This is a genomic window from Pseudooceanicola aestuariicola (assembly GCF_045763785.1).
Taxonomy (GTDB): Bacteria; Pseudomonadota; Alphaproteobacteria; order Rhodobacterales; family Rhodobacteraceae; genus Pseudooceanicola.
In genome coordinates this window covers 1-15187 of record NZ_JBJGSF010000004.1, presented here as the reverse complement: position 1 = coordinate 15187, position 15187 = coordinate 1, and the positions used below count along the sequence as shown (strand labels likewise).

Annotated in this window: 14 protein-coding genes; 3 read left to right on the top strand and 11 right to left on the bottom strand. The window is 61.4% G+C overall.

Annotated elements, in window-relative coordinates; genetic code table 11:
- Positions 1 to 7: 7 nt before the first annotated feature.
- From ACI3GR_RS14970 to ACI3GR_RS14935, 8 genes are all read right to left on the bottom strand, one after another.
- Positions 8 to 958 (bottom strand): ABC transporter permease, encoded by a 951-nt coding sequence (locus ACI3GR_RS14970; RefSeq protein ID WP_407495623.1) that lies wholly within the window; start codon positions 956 to 958, stop codon positions 8 to 10.
- Between the two features lie 10 nt (positions 959 to 968).
- A complete protein-coding gene (locus ACI3GR_RS14965) occupies positions 969 to 1955 on the bottom strand; it encodes an ABC transporter permease (RefSeq protein WP_407495622.1) in 987 nt (328 codons plus the stop codon).
- A 148-nt stretch (positions 1956 to 2103) separates the two neighbouring features.
- Complete coding sequence (locus ACI3GR_RS14960) at positions 2104 to 3681, bottom strand: ABC transporter substrate-binding protein (protein ID WP_407495620.1); 1578 nt, start codon at positions 3679 to 3681, stop codon at positions 2104 to 2106.
- Between the two features lie 210 nt (positions 3682 to 3891).
- Positions 3892 to 4653 (bottom strand): alpha/beta hydrolase, encoded by a 762-nt coding sequence (locus ACI3GR_RS14955; protein WP_407495617.1) that lies wholly within the window; start codon positions 4651 to 4653, stop codon positions 3892 to 3894.
- 20 nt (positions 4654 to 4673) lie between these two features.
- A complete protein-coding gene (locus ACI3GR_RS14950; protein ID WP_407495615.1) occupies positions 4674 to 5642 on the bottom strand; it encodes an ABC transporter permease in 969 nt (322 codons plus the stop codon).
- Positions 5643 to 5644: 2 nt separating this feature from the next.
- Positions 5645 to 6580: an ABC transporter permease gene (locus ACI3GR_RS14945; protein ID WP_407495613.1), complete on the bottom strand. Its 936-nt coding sequence runs from the start codon at positions 6578 to 6580 to the stop codon at positions 5645 to 5647.
- Positions 6577 to 8151: a sugar ABC transporter ATP-binding protein gene (locus ACI3GR_RS14940; RefSeq protein ID WP_407495611.1), complete on the bottom strand. Its 1575-nt coding sequence runs from the start codon at positions 8149 to 8151 to the stop codon at positions 6577 to 6579. Before ACI3GR_RS14940 ends, ACI3GR_RS14945 begins: the two co-directional genes overlap by 4 nt.
- A gap of 9 nt (positions 8152 to 8160) precedes the next feature.
- Positions 8161 to 9228 (bottom strand): ABC transporter substrate-binding protein, encoded by a 1068-nt coding sequence (locus ACI3GR_RS14935; RefSeq protein WP_407495610.1) that lies wholly within the window; start codon positions 9226 to 9228, stop codon positions 8161 to 8163.
- 215 nt (positions 9229 to 9443) lie between these two features.
- On the opposite strand from ACI3GR_RS14935, the gene ACI3GR_RS14930 reads away from it, so the two are divergent.
- The 3 genes from ACI3GR_RS14930 (at position 9444) to ACI3GR_RS14920 (ending at position 11911) form a co-directional block, all read left to right on the top strand.
- Positions 9444 to 10325: a LysR family transcriptional regulator gene (locus ACI3GR_RS14930; protein WP_407495608.1), complete on the top strand. Its 882-nt coding sequence runs from the start codon at positions 9444 to 9446 to the stop codon at positions 10323 to 10325.
- Between the two features lie 192 nt (positions 10326 to 10517).
- Positions 10518 to 11237 carry a 3-oxoacid CoA-transferase subunit A gene (locus ACI3GR_RS14925; RefSeq protein ID WP_407495606.1) on the top strand — a complete coding sequence of 240 codons (720 nt, stop codon included), beginning with the start codon at positions 10518 to 10520 and terminating at the stop codon, positions 11235 to 11237.
- Positions 11234 to 11911: a CoA transferase subunit B gene (locus ACI3GR_RS14920; RefSeq protein ID WP_407495605.1), complete on the top strand. Its 678-nt coding sequence runs from the start codon at positions 11234 to 11236 to the stop codon at positions 11909 to 11911. The genes ACI3GR_RS14925 and ACI3GR_RS14920 overlap by 4 nt, the downstream gene beginning before the upstream one ends.
- A 58-nt stretch (positions 11912 to 11969) precedes the next feature.
- Here ACI3GR_RS14920 and ACI3GR_RS14915 read toward each other — a convergent pair whose 3' ends face one another.
- From ACI3GR_RS14915 to ACI3GR_RS14905, 3 genes are all read right to left on the bottom strand, one after another.
- Positions 11970 to 12548, bottom strand: a complete 579-nt coding sequence (locus ACI3GR_RS14915) for an invasion associated locus B family protein (RefSeq protein WP_407495603.1) — start codon at positions 12546 to 12548, stop codon at positions 11970 to 11972.
- A gap of 20 nt (positions 12549 to 12568) precedes the next feature.
- The gene (locus tag ACI3GR_RS14910; RefSeq protein ID WP_407495601.1) at positions 12569 to 14257 is read right to left on the bottom strand and encodes a ShlB/FhaC/HecB family hemolysin secretion/activation protein; all 1689 of its coding nucleotides are present in this window, start codon (positions 14255 to 14257) and stop codon (positions 12569 to 12571) included.
- A 141-nt stretch (positions 14258 to 14398) separates the two neighbouring features.
- A partial coding sequence (locus tag ACI3GR_RS14905; protein WP_407495599.1) for a hypothetical protein occupies positions 14399 to 15187 on the bottom strand: 789 nt, incomplete at its 5' end.

The window sequence follows — 15187 nt, the reverse complement described above, 5'->3', positions numbered from 1 at the left end:
GGTCCCCTTATCGCAGGCGCGGGTTCAAGGCGTCGCGCAGCCAGTCACCCAGAAGGTTGACCGACAGCGCCAGTGCCAGCAGCGTCACGGCGGGGAACAGCAGGATCCACCATTCGCCCGAGATGAGGAACCCCTGCCCCACCCGGATCAACGTCCCAAGGCTGGGCTGGGTCGGCGGCACGCCCACGCCAAGGAACGACAGCGTCGCTTCGGCGATGATAGCCAGCGCAAGGCTGATCGTCGCGATAACCAGCACCGGCCCCATGACGTTGGGCAGGATGTGGCGGAACATGATCTTAAGCGGATGCGCCCCGATCACTTGCGCGGCCTGCACGTATTCCTTGTTCTTCTCGACCATCGACGCCCCGCGCACCACGCGGGCGAACTGCACCCAGTCGGACAGGCCGATAGCGACGATCAGGACCCAGATGGCCAGTTGGTCGCGCAATCCGTCGGGAATGAACCCCCGCGCGATGCCAAAGACCAGCAGCGCGATCAGGATCGCCGGAAACGCCAGCTGCACGTCCGCAATCCGCATCAGCGTGCTGTCCACCCAGCCGCCGCGCCATCCGGCGAACAGCCCGATGGAAATGCCCATGACCATGGCAAACAACACGGCCATCGCCCCCACGAACAGAGAGGTGCGGGTGCCGTACATGATCGTCGACAGCATATCGCGGCCCTGCCCGTCGGCCCCAAGCAGAAAGACCTCACCGGTAAAGGCGTTCGGCTCCATCGGTGGGGTAAAGCCGTTCATCAGATTCAGCGCGGCCGGGTTGTAGGGGTTCATCGGCGCAATCAGCGGCGCGAAGATGGAACAAAAGACCACGACCAGCACCACCAGCGTCGCCACTATGGCAACGGGCGCCGTACGGAAGGCATAGGCCAGATCACTGTCCCACGCGCGGTACAAACGGCTGGGCGCCTTGGGTTCCGGTATCTGAGTTTCGGGAGTCATCGGCGGCTCCTCAATGGTTTTGCGCGGCGCGGTCGATGCGCAAACGGGGGTCGACCGCGTAGTAAAGAAGATCAACGATCAGGTTGATGACGACAAAGATCAGCGCGATCATCATCAAGTAGGCCGACATCACAGGCACATCGACGAACCGGACTGAGCTGATGAACAGCGCGCCGACCCCGGGCCAGTTGAACACGGTTTCAGTGATGATCGCGAAGGCGATGATCGACCCAAGTTGCAACCCGGTGATCGTGATGACAGGCACCAGCGTGTTTTTCAGCGCGTGGCCAAAGTTCACCGCGCGGGCGGACAGACCGCGGGCGCGGGCAAACTTGATATAGTCGGCACGCAGCACCTCTAGCAGTTCGGCGCGCACCAGCCGCATGATCAGCGTCATCTGGTACAACCCAAGCGTGATCGCGGGCAGGATCAAGGCCAACCGCCCGGAGGTGGTCAGGAACCCGGTGGTCCACCATCCGCCAAGGGATACGACCTCTCCTCGTCCGTTTGAGGGAAGCCAGCGGAGTTCAACCGCGAACACCCAGATCAACAGGACGCCGATCAGGAAGGTGGGCAGCGACACGCCGATCAATGACCCGGTCATGATGATGTTAGACAGCACACCCCGCCGTCGCAGCGCGGTGTAAACGCCAAGGCCAAGGCCGGTGACGAACGCCAGTGTGCCAGACACCAGCGCCAGTTCCAGCGTGGCCGGAAGGCGTTGCATGATAAGTTCAGTGACCGGCATCTGCAGGCGATAGGAGATCCCGAACTCTCCTTGCAGGGCGCCGCCGATAAAGCGGCCGAACTGCGTGAGGATCGGATCGTTCAACCCAAGGCTATCGCGCAGTGCCTGACGGTCGTCGATCGACGCCTCCTGACCGACCATCGAACTGATCGGATCCCCGACAAAGCGGAACAGGGCAAAGGACACGGCAGCAACGGCGACCATAACGATGATCGACTGCAGCAGGCGGCGGATGATGAAAGCGATCATTGGTCTGTCCCGTCATGTTGCGCGCGTGGCGGGGCTTGGGGCGTTAGGATAGCCGGGTCGGATCGTAAAGGCGGACGGCTTGGCGCCGCAACCGCAAACGCCCGGTCGACCATGATGGTCGGCCGGGCGCAGATCGTAACCGATCAGTTTAGTCGAACGTCACCGTCCACATGGTGGGCGAGTTCTCGGGGTGCACGTCGATGTTGACCCCTTCCTTCACGGCATAAGCCAGAAGCTGGTTGTGCACGTTCAGGAAGACGCGGTCTTCCATCACCTGATCCCAGATTTCACCGATCACTTCGTTGCGGGCCTCAAGGTCCGTCATCGTCGCGATCTGTTCGATCTTCGCATCGACCTCTTCGTTGGAGTACTTGCCACCGTTGTAGGCCCCGTAGGAATCTTCGCGGGTGTGCACCAAGAAGTTGAAGATATAGGCGGAATCGAAGGTCGGAACGCCCCAACCCAGCATGTAGAAGTCGGTTTCCCAGTTCTCGATCAGCGGGAAGTGCAGCGACCGCGACTGTGCGTTCAGCGACACATCGATGCCGATCCGGCCCATCATGCCGACAACCGCCTGACAGATCGCTTCGTCATTCAGGTACCGATCGTTCGGGCAGTCCAGCTGGACCGAGAAGCCGTCGGGATAGACCGACTGCACCAGTTCGGTCGCGCGGGCGACATCGGGTGCATCATAGGCATGCATCTCTTCCGTCCAGCCATTGACGAAGGGCGGCAGCGGCGCGGCAGAGGGCTGCGACTGGCCCCGCATGACAACCTGCTGGATCGCGTCACGGTCCAGCGTCAGCGCCATGGCTTCGCGGATTTCGGGATGCGAGAACGGGTTGTCATCCACGTTGGACGACCGCAGCGTTTCCGACGTCATGTCGTAGGAAAAGAAGATGTTCCGGTTTTCAGGGCCAGTGACGACCTCGACACCGTCGGTCTGCTCCAGACGTGCGATATCCTGCACGGGAACGTCCTGAACAAAGTCGACTTCGCCCGACAGCAGCGCCGCAATCCGGGTCGCGGCTTCGGGGATCGGCTGATAGATCACCTCGGTCACGGCAGGTGCGTCGCCCCAGTAGCCGTCGAAGGCTTCAAGTACGGTGCGCACTTCGGGGTCGCGGGACACCAGCTGGTAAGGGCCAGTGCCATTGGTGTTGCGGACCGCGTAGTTTTCTTCGCCTGCGGCAAAGTTCTGCGGTGCGACCACATTGTTGGCTTCGGCCCAGTCTTTATCGACGATAAAGAAGTTGGTCAGGTTGTTTGGATAAAGCGGCGACGGGCCGGACATCTTCACATGCACGGTATAGTCGTCGATCGCCTCGGCGCCTTCGACATCCGCATGAATCGCGCGGAAGCCCGAGCTTTCGTGCAGCACGCGTTCGTAGGAAAACACGACGTCTTCGGCAGTAAAGGCAGAGCCATCCTGGAAGGTCACGCCTTCGCGCAGGGTCAGAACCCAGATCGACGGATCGTCGGGGTGGATTTCCCAGCTGGTGGCAAGGTTCGGTTCCAGCGTGCCGTCGACACTGCGCGACACGAGGGTGCTGTAGATGTGGCGTAGCAGGGCCAGCGTCGGCCCTTCGTTCTGGCTGTGCGGGTCGAGCGTCAGCGCATCGGCCACACGGGCCCACCGCAGCGTCTCGGCCGAAGCAGTTCCGGCGGCCAGGGCCAGCGCGAGGACTGAAGCCGAAAGGCTCAGGGCGCGTGGTAGCTTGGTCATGGTCGTCTCCTGTTGGTAATTTGCCATTTTAATCAGGCAATGGTGCAGAAGAGATACAGGTTTGACCAACAAGTCAATTCTTGCCCCGAGGCGCAGGCTCTTCACAAACCCGTGATTGCTTTCTTAGCAGCAGGCACACCAAATGACGCGCAGAGGAGCGGTTCAAAACGTCCCCTGCCCGTCTTGCGGTTTTCAGATTGGGCCTGATGTTCAGCCGTCGCCGGCCAAGACCTCTTGAATAAAACGTCCGGTAGTCTGGGCGATCAGGTCTTTGTCGTTGTCCAAGGTCGCAACGTGGTAAGAATTATCCAGCCACCGCAGGCGAACATCCGAAGATCCGACCCGCGTCATGATGCGGTGCGCGTTCATCGGGCGGACGACGTGATCTTCCCGCGATTGGATGATCATGACGGGGCAGCTGATTTTATCCAGCCGATCCCCGATGGCCGCCTGTGCCAGATAGACATCGCGCAGGCATTTGACCGGCACCTCTGCATAGGCGAGTTCTTCGACGCCTTCGGCCTTGATATCGGACCCGATGCCGGGAATGCGCGGCGGGGCTTCGGGGGCAAGAATAAGTTCGGCCAACCCGCCGTCGTTTTCGCCAGCGATGGCGTTGATCGGAATGACGCCAGCAATCTGGTCTGCATATACTTCGGCCAGCCCAAGGGTCAGCATTCCGCCCATAGATAGCCCCGTCACAAAGACCGGTTTGCCCCGCGCCGCCAATTGCTGAAATGCGGCGTCGGCGGATGCCATCCAATCCTGAAAGCCCGTCTTCTCCATCTCGTCCGGCGATGTGCCGTGGCCCGCAAGACAGGGGCCCAAGACGTGAAAGCCGAATTTTTCGTTCAGCGTCTGACCCAGATACCGCATGCTTTGGGTCGAGCCTGTGAAGCCATGCAGAACCAAGACCGAACAGCCATCGCCCTTGAATTCGAACGGCTCTGCGCCGGGCATGTATTCCGTCATTCTATTCTCCGTCTTATCGATCAGGTTTTGTTCATCCGCACGGCATAGGCCATGGCCGCGACGGCGATGATTGCGCCCTGCAGCATCAGCTTACCTGGTTCCCCAAGGCCTAGCGATGTCAGCAGGTTGAAACTGAAGGTCAGCATAAAGGCGGCAACGGCCGGGCCCAGAACGCCGCCCCGGCCCGATCCGAAGGTCACCCCGCCAAGGATCACGGCAGCCAGCGAATTCAGCGCCAGATCGCTGCCGATATCCATGCTGCCGACCCCGACAAAGCCGACCAACAGCATCCCGCTGGCCACGGCGAACAGGCTCGACATCACATGGACGATGGTCAGGACACGGATGTAGGGAATGCCCGATACCCATGCGGCGTTGGGGTTCGATCCAATCGCATCCACATAGCGGCCAAAGACTGAAAACCGCAGGAAAAGCGCGAAGGGAACCAGCAGCGCCAGCCAGACCAGCAGCGCGATCGGAACGATGCCGATCCGTTTCTGACCGATGAACTTCAGAACCTCGGGCGCATCACCGGGGGCGTAGAACTGGCCAAGCGATATGACCACGCCGGACAGGATCATCGCCATGGCCAGCGTCACGATGACCGACGAGGCCCGCAGGCGGGTGATGAAAAACGCATTGGTCAGACCCACGGCAATCCCGAACAGGATACAGATCGCGATCAGCACGGGCGGCGGGAAATCCAGCGCGCCGCTGGTCAGGATATAGCTGACGGCGACGATCACGCCGCCGATGGACAAATCCAGCGACAGCACCCGCATACAGATCGATTGACCGATCACCGCAATGCCAAGAGGTGCGGCCTGTCTGACGATCAGCAGCAAAAGCAGCGGCGACAACAGCATCGGCCGGGTGAAATAGGCAAACAGCAACAGCAGCGCCGTCCCTAGATAGGCGAACGGCAGGTTCATCACATAGCGGAGCACATCCATCGCACGCAGGCGCGGCACATCGGGTCGGGTCGTCATTGTCATGCGCCGATCGTCTTGCGGGGTTGCAGGCTAACGGCTGTCAACAACAGCACCCCCGTCGCCGCCGCGCGGATGAAGGGGGACACGCCGATCAGGTTCATGCCGTTGGTCATCAGGCCAAGCGCGATCGTGCCCGCGATCACTCCCGGCACGCTGCCGATCCCGCCCGCCAGAATGACGCCACCCATGGCAATGGCCGTGACCGACTCCAGCGCGAACTGGACGCCCATCGTCGGTTCGGCCGATGCGACACGCGCCGACAGGAACAGGCCCGCGAACACCCCGCCAAAGGAACACAGCACATAGCAAGCGATGCGGTGCAAGGTGACGTTCACCCCGTTTCGTGCGGCGTTATTGTCATTCGCACCCACCGCAAAGATCCGCAGACCAAAGCGGGTGCGGCTGATCAAAAGCCATGCCGAAGCCGCCGCCAATACACACCAATAAAATGCCGCCGGCAGGCCAAGGAAACTGAACCGCACCATTGCTTCTAAATAGTCGGGCACATCGCCGCCGGGCACCGGCAGGATCAGCAGGGCCAGACCTTGCACGAAGGTCATCGTTGCCAGCGTCATGATCAACGGATGCACCGCGAAAATCGTCACGCCGATCCCGTTTACCAGACCGATGCACAGCCCGGCCATCAACGCGGCGGGCACGGCCAGCGCCGGATCGACCGACACGATGATCGCGCTGGTGACGCTTAGCACTGACCCGACCGACAGATCGATCCCGCCAGAAATCGCCACGATCATCTGACCAAGCGCCACCAGAAGCAGCGCGGCGATCTGGGCGTTCACATTGGTGTAGTTCTGCACGGTCGCAAAATTCGGCGCGGTAAAGCTGAGGCACACGAACATCACAACCGGGATACCCAAGGCAACCAGCCCAAGGCCCGATCGTCCGGGGAACCGGATCATCTGCTGCAGGGTCATGCCACTGCCTCCTGTTCTATGGTGCCTGTCAGCGCGGCGTGCATCACCAGTTCTTCGGTGGCCTCCGCGCCCATGAATTCCGCTACCAGCGCCCCGCCGCGCACCGTCAGGATGCGATCGCACAGGCCCAGCACTTCGGTCAGTTCGCTGGACGTGATCAGCACGGCCCCACCGGCATCAGCGAATTCGCGGAGCAGCTTGTAGATTTCGGCCTTGGCGCCCACGTCGACACCGCGCGTCGGCTCTTCGATCAGCAGGACGTCCACGCCCGATGCCAGCCAGCGCCCGATCATCACCTTCTGCTGGTTACCCCCCGAAAGCGCGCCAACAGCCTGCCCCGACCCGACCGAGACAACCCGCATCTTGGCCAGTAGCTGTTCGATCTGTGATCCGCTGACACGCGCCCGGTGCCAGATCCCCTGATCGCGCAACATGCCCAGGCCGACGTTCTGCCGGATCGACAACGGCAGGTAGAGCCCTTCGGTCTTGCGGTCTTCGGGGATGAACCCAACGCCCGCCCGCGCCGTCGCAACGATAGAGGGCGGCAAAACCGTCAGCGCGTCAGACTGGGGATCCACCTTATGGACCGACCCGCGCGACGGCGGCTCGATCCCGGCAAGGGCGCGGATGATCGACCGCTGCCCCTGACCTTCCAGCCCCGCAAGGCCCAGAATTTCACCGGCGAAAAGCTGGAACGAAACCTCGCGCCCGAAGGCTGCTGGCGTCAGGGCGTCAACCTTCATACGGGGGGTGGCATTGGCCGATGGCTGGGGCCGGCCCGGGTAAAGCGTGCCAACCTCGCGCCCGACCATCAGCGACACAAGGCGCTGGTGATCCAGTTCAGAAGTGGGGTGCGTTGCGACGTGCCGCCCGTCCTTAAGCACTGATACGACGTCGCAGAACTGAAAAATCTCGTCCAGCCGGTGGCTGATGTAGAAAATCAGCTTTCCCTGATCTTTCAACTGCCCGATCAGGCGGGCCAGCTTTTCAACCTCTGGCCCGTTCAACGCGGCGGTTGGTTCGTCGAGGATAAAGACCTCGGCATCGGCTGCGATCCCCTTGGCGATTTCGACCATCTGCTGTTCGCCGACGGACAGGGCTTCGCAATAGGTGTCTGGCGAAATCTGACTATCCAGACGATCCAGCGCTGTCTGCGCGGCACGCCGCATCGCGCGCCGATCAACCAGCCCAAAGCGGCGCGGTTCGCGCCCCAGAAACATATTTTCGGCGACGGTCAGGTTGGGCAGAAGCGTAAGCTCCTGAAAAATAGTTGAGATCCCGTGCCTGCGCGCATCTTGTGGCGACCCAAGCGTCACAGCCTCGCCCTGCAGGTGCAGCGTGCCGCCATCCGGCCGGTGCACCCCCGCCAACAGGTTCATCAGGGTCGATTTTCCTGCCCCGTTTTCGCCTGTCACCGCATGGACCGATCCGTATGCGCCAGTGACCGATACCTCTGACAAGGCTGTGTTCGACCCGAACCGCTTGGTGATATCGGCGAATTCGACAAAAGGCCGGCCCGGAGACTTTACGGCCTCCGGGCCGGCGACAGACTGTTCAGTGTCCTTCGACATCAATCGCTCTTACTTGGCGAAATTTTTCATGATTTCGTCTTCCGGATAGGTCGAGGTGACCCAGAACGCATCGTTCAACTCCGGACGGTAGTAATCCTGAACAGTCTCATTGGTGATCGGGGCCGGATCGGAATAGTAGCTTTTGTAAAGCTGCTTGCCTTCCAGCAGGGCAACCGTCGCCCGCACCAGCGCCGGCCCGATGCCGGGGGTGTAGACCGGCGCGACAGAGTCGAGCTCATTCTCGGTCCAGATGCGCAGGAAGCCGTTGTTCCCTTCGCCCGTCATCGGAACCAGCGGTTTGCCGACGTCCTTGAACACGTCAACGCAGGCGCGGGTCATGTCGGCGCCCGAAAACCAGATGGCGTCCACCGGCTGGCCGGACAGCACAAGGTTTTCGCAAAGCTGCTTGCCCTTGGTATAGTTCCAGTCCCCAAAAACTTCGGACCCGATCTTAATGTCGGTGCCTTCCAAAGCTTCCATCAAGCCTTCGTAGCGCAGCGTTTCTTCGTTCACGCCAGCGATCCCGCGGAACGCCCAGATCGTGCCGGTGCCGCCCAGCTTCTCCTTCAGCCATTCACCGCCAGCCCGGCCAAAGGCCTTGCCGCCTAGGTTCAGCTCGACCGCGGAATTCAGGACACCTTCGGATGATCCATAGGTCGTCACCAGAATGCCCGCATCGATAGCCGCGTCGACCTGGTTCTTGACGGTCGCAGGTGCCATCGGCGCGACAATGATCGCATCGACCTGACGTGCGATCAAATCTTCCATGTCAGCGACCTGCTTGGCCGAGGCCCAACCGGCTTCGGTAAAGATGAACTCCTCGATCGCGTCGGTCTTGGCGGCCTCGTATTTGGTTTCCTGCACCATCTGCACGATCCAAGTGTTCCCCAATCCGGGGAAGGACATGCCGATCGTGTAGGGACCTTCCTTAGCGAACGCGCCTTCGGCGGTCATTTCATCCGTTGTCGGGTCAAGAAGGCCCGGTGCCAGCAGATCCTCGGCCAAGGCCGCGCCGGATGACAAACTCACGCACCCGGCCAGAAGGCATGCGCGCATGCCCCAAGCTTTGATAATCATTTTTGATCCTCCCAATGGCCGTATTCGCCCAGGTTTGTCACTGGTCAGCCATCCGACCAAAGCCAGTCAGATCAAAACGTTGTGCGACAATCCCGAACCAGTGCCCGGCCCTTGGAAAACTTTTGCTGACCTGTCGGTAGGTTGACAAATCGTAACTTTTCATACCCTGATAACCAAAAGCTATCGACTTAGGTTATCGTGAAAAGTCTGTCGTGATGCTGACTAGGATTGATATTCGCCACATGCGCTATGTCTTGGCGGTCGCCGACCACGGTGGGTTCCGGGGGGCGGCAAAGGCGCTGAACGTGTCGCAGCCCGCGGTGTCCAAAAGCGTAAAGGATACCGAAGCCGACCTTGGCTACAGGATTTTTGATCGCCACCCTAATGGCATCTCGGCGACCGAAAATGGCAGCCGATTTCTGGATGACGCCCGCAAAGTGGTGGCCCAGTTTCTGCGCACGATCCGGTCCGCGCGCCACGATGGCGAAGGCACCAAAGGTCACATCATCGTCGGTTATTCTGCACTGGCGGCGCCTCAGCAATTCTCTCCGGGGCTTGAAGCGTTCAACAACCGGCTGGCAGACGTTCAGATCGAAATGCATGTCCTGTCGACCGACGTGATGATGCAGTCGTTAAGAACAGGCGAAATCGACGTGGGATTTTTGCTGTCGCACCCAAGCGTTGCAGACGATGAGATCGCGCAAAGCCCACTTTGGACCACGCGGATCGGCGTGATCTGCCCAAACGGTCACGGCCAACCTACCCTGCAGGACCTGCGGGACATGAATTTTGTCATGGGTCTTCGTGAAAATTGGCGGTCTTTCCGGATGATCCTTGATGCTGCCTGTGACGCCGCCAGCCTTGTTCCGAAGGTTGTTGATGAGGCGTGGGATGTGCACGTGATCTTTCAACGGGTCGCCGCCGGTCGGGGGGTGACCCTTTATCCGATGTCGATCAAAGAAAACCTACCCGCAACGCTGGAAATCCACGAAGTCGAGGGCTTGGACGCAGAGCTGACCATCGCCATGGCGTGGAGCCGGACGGCGGACACCCAACTGCTTCAGGCCTTCCGTCAGGAATTTCACGATTTGGACTAGCTGAACGGACGCGTGATCTGCATGAATGTCCATGCGGTGACCTAAGGGACCCGCGGCGGATTTTCTTGCCACCTGTCACAGTGAAACATCTTGTTTTCGCGCTGGCCACGGACGCGCAAAGGGCTATGGTCTGCCGCGAAGCGGTCTACGATGGTATACCGCAGCCCAGCAACAGTAAGGATGGACGGGACTATGGACAAAACCCTCTCCTCGGTGGCCGAGGCGGTTGCCGATATCAAGGACGACGCCGTCGTGATGATCGGCGGGTTCGGCGGATCGGGATCTCCGATCGAACTGATCCACGCGATGATCGACCGCTTTCGCGAAACCGGCAGCCCCAAGAACCTGACCGTCGTCAACAACAATGCGGGCAATGGCCACGTCGGCATCGCCGCGATGATCCGCGCGGGCATGGTGCGGAAAATGATCTGCTCTTTCCCCCGCTCGTCCAATGCCGAGGCGTTCAACGAAAAATACGCAGCCGGAGAGATCGAGCTGGAGCTGGTCCCCCAAGGCACGCTGGCCGAACGCATCCGCGCCGCGGGCGCTGGCATCCCGGCCTTCTACACGCCGACATCCTTCGGGACCGAACTGGCCGAAGGCAAACCGACCGAAGACTTCGACGGTCGCATGTATGTGCGCGAACGCTGGCTCAAGGCTGATGTGGCTCTGATCAAGGGCGATATCGCCGATACGATGGGCAATACGACCTACCGAATGGCCGCGCGCAACTTTAATCCGCTGATGGCCATGGCCGCCGATCGCACGGTTTTGCAGGTGTCGGACATCGTGACGCCAGGTGATATCGACCCGCAGATCGTCGTGACCCCCGGTCTCTTTATCGATGCGATCGTCAAGGTCGCGGATCCGCAACAAGAAGAACTGCTTGTGCAGGCAGGAGCCGTCGCATGACACATCCCAAACTGACCAACGCCCAGATCGCATGGCGCGCCGCGCAGGACATCGAAGACGGGACCTATGTGAACCTTGGCATCGGCTTCCCCGAGATGATCGCCACCTTCCAGCCCGAGGGCCGCGAGGTGATCTATCACACCGAAAACGGCGTGCTGGGCTTTGGCCCCGCCCCGAAGAAGGGCGAGGAAGACTGGGACCTGATCAATGCGGGTAAAAAGGCGATCACGCTGAACCCCGGCGCGTCCTTCTTTCACCATGCCGACAGCTTTGCCATGGTGCGCGGCGGCCATCTGGATCTGGCGGTTCTGGGCGCCTATCAGGTCGCGCAGAACGGCGATCTTGCCAACTGGCGCGTCGGCACAAAGGGTGTTCCGGCCGTGGGCGGCGCGATGGATCTGGTGCACGGGGCCAAGAACGTCGCGGTCGTGACGGACCACGTGACCAAGGACGGCAAACCCAAGCTGGTCGAAGAATGCACCTTCCCGCTCACAGGCCTTGGCTGTGTAACTCGGGTCTACACCTCTTTGGCGGTGGTCGATGTGACCGAGCGTGGCTTTGTCCTACGCGAAAAGCTGGCGGCGATGTCCTTTGACGATCTTCAGGCGGTCACCGGGGCCACGCTGCATGTCGACGGCGGCATCGGCGATCTGGACGTGCCCGATCTGGACTGAACGAAAAGGGCCGCGCCGATCACCCGGCGCGGCCCTCTTAAATCCTTGAAGATTAGGCTCAGTTCGACAGCGCAGCCTGCAGCGCGTCCATGCCTTCGCCGATCCCATCCAAGTTCAGCTGGAACACCATCGGGTCCGCGCCCAGACGGGGACGATAGCCCGCAAAGACCGGTGCGCCGGCCTCAAGCTCTTTCAGCGTTTCGGCATCAATCTCGATCAGCGCTTCGCACAATTCGCGCGAACAGCTTTGCCAGACAAAAGTCTGACGCTCTTCACTGTCTTCCGGCTTGAACGCAAAGCCCGACGGGAAATAGACCCCGTTCGGCACCCGCGCCGCCATGTAGCTAGAGGAGCCGTCGCCCGACCAGAACGCCAGAATTTCAGCCAGGAAATTATTGCCTTCGGTCTGCACCAGCGTCTGGCTTAGCACACAGGCGGTTTCGTTCACGGCCAGTGCTTCACAGGTCACGGTCCATGCGCCGAAACGCTGACCATTCGCCATACGCACCGGGGCGGTTGCGGCAGCGCTGTCGTCGGTCGTGGCGGCCGCGTCAGTGTCCTGCGCCATGGCAGCAGGGACGGAAACGGCCAGCATCAGCGCCAGCGCCGGGGCGAACCGGGAAACAAAAGAGGACATAAAAACTCCTTTCAAATCAATCAGAAGGTGATGGACACAGAGGCGCCGAAAACAGGCGCTCGACTGGGTGCAGCCCAGCCTGTGATACCAGTGGTCAGGGGTTTGGCAACATAGACATCGCCAAAGGCGGTGTTGCCCACGCCAAAGCTGGCGCCGATCCCGACACTAGAGGCGAAGCCAAGCCCGGTGTCGGTGCTGTCGTAGGCTTCGCCCATGTCGTAGAACGCGAACGGGCGCAGACCGAAGTCACCCGAAATGGCATAGGGTGTCAGCTTTTCCACCTGTGTGCGGGCGTAATAGCCGCTGTCGCCGGACGACAGGTTGGTCGGGTAACCTCGCACACCCGCCGGGCTGGTGACCGTAAATTTCCGCTGCGACGGCAACACGCCCCAGCCGCGCTTTTGACCAGACGCGGTGACCGATCCAACCGCATCCGCGCCAAGCGCGACCGAGGCAAACAGGTTCACCTGCGCCGCCGCATAGCTGATGTTGGCCCGCGGCGTGACCGCGTCGTCATAGGTGCCAAAGATTGCGCGCGGGGCGTAGGTGACGCTCCACCCCTCGCCCGCACGGTAATAAGAGGCGTTCAGCGACAGCTCTGTCCCGCGGTGGTTCAGGGTCTGCACACCCAGCAGGGACGAGGTTTCGGCAAAGGCGGTCAGGCCAAAACCAAGCGATGTGCGATACGCCCGCTCCACCACCAGCGGCTGGGTAAAGGCCATATCCAGACTTTTCTGTTCGCCACGGATATTGGGGCCGGTGATGCTTTTGGACTTCGTGTAGGCACCGACAAGGCTGATGAACCCACCCGAGGGCGTGATCGTCCGGGCATAGCTGATCGTGCCACCCGTCGCGCCCTTGCGCAGCAGAACCGACAGGCTAAGCGGGTCGTTCCAACCGGTCAGCGACCGCACGGTGTGGGCGATGGTCATCTGCGCCTCGCCCGAGCTGGCAGAGCCATAGTTGTCGACCGTCACGCTGGTGAAATGCCGTTTCTGCGGCGGGAAGGCGACGGTCAGATCGGTGGTGCCATAGGCCTGACCGGGGGCATAGCCGATATCCAGCGGCAGGTTTTCCGTCAGGGCCAGCTGTTCGACACGGGTCGAGATGACGCGGTTATCGGCCAGCGTGCCTGCGGGCAGTTGCAGCCGGAACCGCGCGTAATCGTCGGACACCAGCCCGCCAGAGGCGCGAACCGCCCCGATGCGTGCTTCCAGCAGTTCAACTTCGGCCCGGCCCCCGGCGACGCTGCGCAGGATGGCTTGGGCGGTAACGATACCCTTTTCGGCGTAAGCTTGGTTAATCGCCTGCGGGATCAGCGCAAGACCCGCGTTGGAATAGCGACGGCCCACCAGCCCGGCTTCGATCTTGGCCAGCTCTGACTCGCTCAGATAGCTGGAGGGGCCGGAATAAACGACATCGCGGATCAGCACACCCTGCGGTGCGCGACGCGGTTGCGGCTTGGCAGCGGTGCGTTGTTTGCTGGGTGCCGTTTGGGTGGGCGTGGTGTCCGCCGCTTCGCCCGCCGTTTCGGCGGCGGCAGCCGCTTGGCCCGCTTCGTCCGCCGTCTGGGGTGTTTCGGTCTGGGTCTCGACCTGTGTATCCACCGCATCTGCGGCGTTCAGGTCAACGCTTTGCGCATGGGCAGCGGCGGCCAGAAAAAGGGGGACGGCAAGGAACAGGGCGAACGGACGGGACGCGGTCAACATAAGATCAAAGGCCTGCAATCGTATTTTTCTGCTTTCCGGCGACATTAACAGACCAAGCCTCTGGATTCGCGACGTTTTGTGACAACCGCGCCGCACCGCGCGGGCTTGTGGCAGATTTGCCGCAACCTAACCGCCAGACGATCATTCTCTCCGCGCATCCTCTGTTTCATCACCCTCGCCGTCGCTCTCCTCTTCTTCTTCCTCGTCCTCTTCATCCTCTTTGTCGCCGTCGTAGGTCGTGTCGTCCTCGGATGTGCGCGTGTCACGCGGATCATCATCGTTTCCGGGCTTCGCACCCTGTTCAGGCGCCTTGGAGCCAAAGGGATCGCTAACCCCCTGCTCAGTCCCGCGCGATCCGCTGCTGGACGGTGCACTGGTCGCGCCAGTGGTGCTGGATCCGGTCCCGGCAGAGCTTCCGCCGTTCGAGGACGAACCGTTGCCGCCAGTATTGTCACCGCCGCCCGTGCTATCACCACCACCGGATGTATCCCCGCCACCCGTGTTGTCGCCACCGCCGGACGTATCCCCACCGCCCGTATTGTCGCCGCCACCGGACGTCTCTCCGCCACCCGTGTTGTCACCACCACCGGAGGTCTCTCCACCGCCCGAGTTGTCGCCGCCACCGGACGTATCTCCACCGCCCGTGTTGTCGCCGCCACCGGACGTATCTCCGCCACCCGTGTTATCGCTGCCGCCGGAGGTATCTCCACCACCAGTGTTATCACCACCGCCGGAGGTATCTCCGCCACCCGTGCTGTCGCCGCCGCCAGACGTATCTCCACCACCCGTGTTGTCACCACCACCGGAGGTATCTCCACCGCCCGTGTTGTCGCCGCCGCCGGATGTATCTCCACCACCCGTGTTGTCGCCACCGCCGGAGGTATCTTCGCCACCAGTGTTGTCGCCACCGCCGGAGGTATCTCCGCCGCC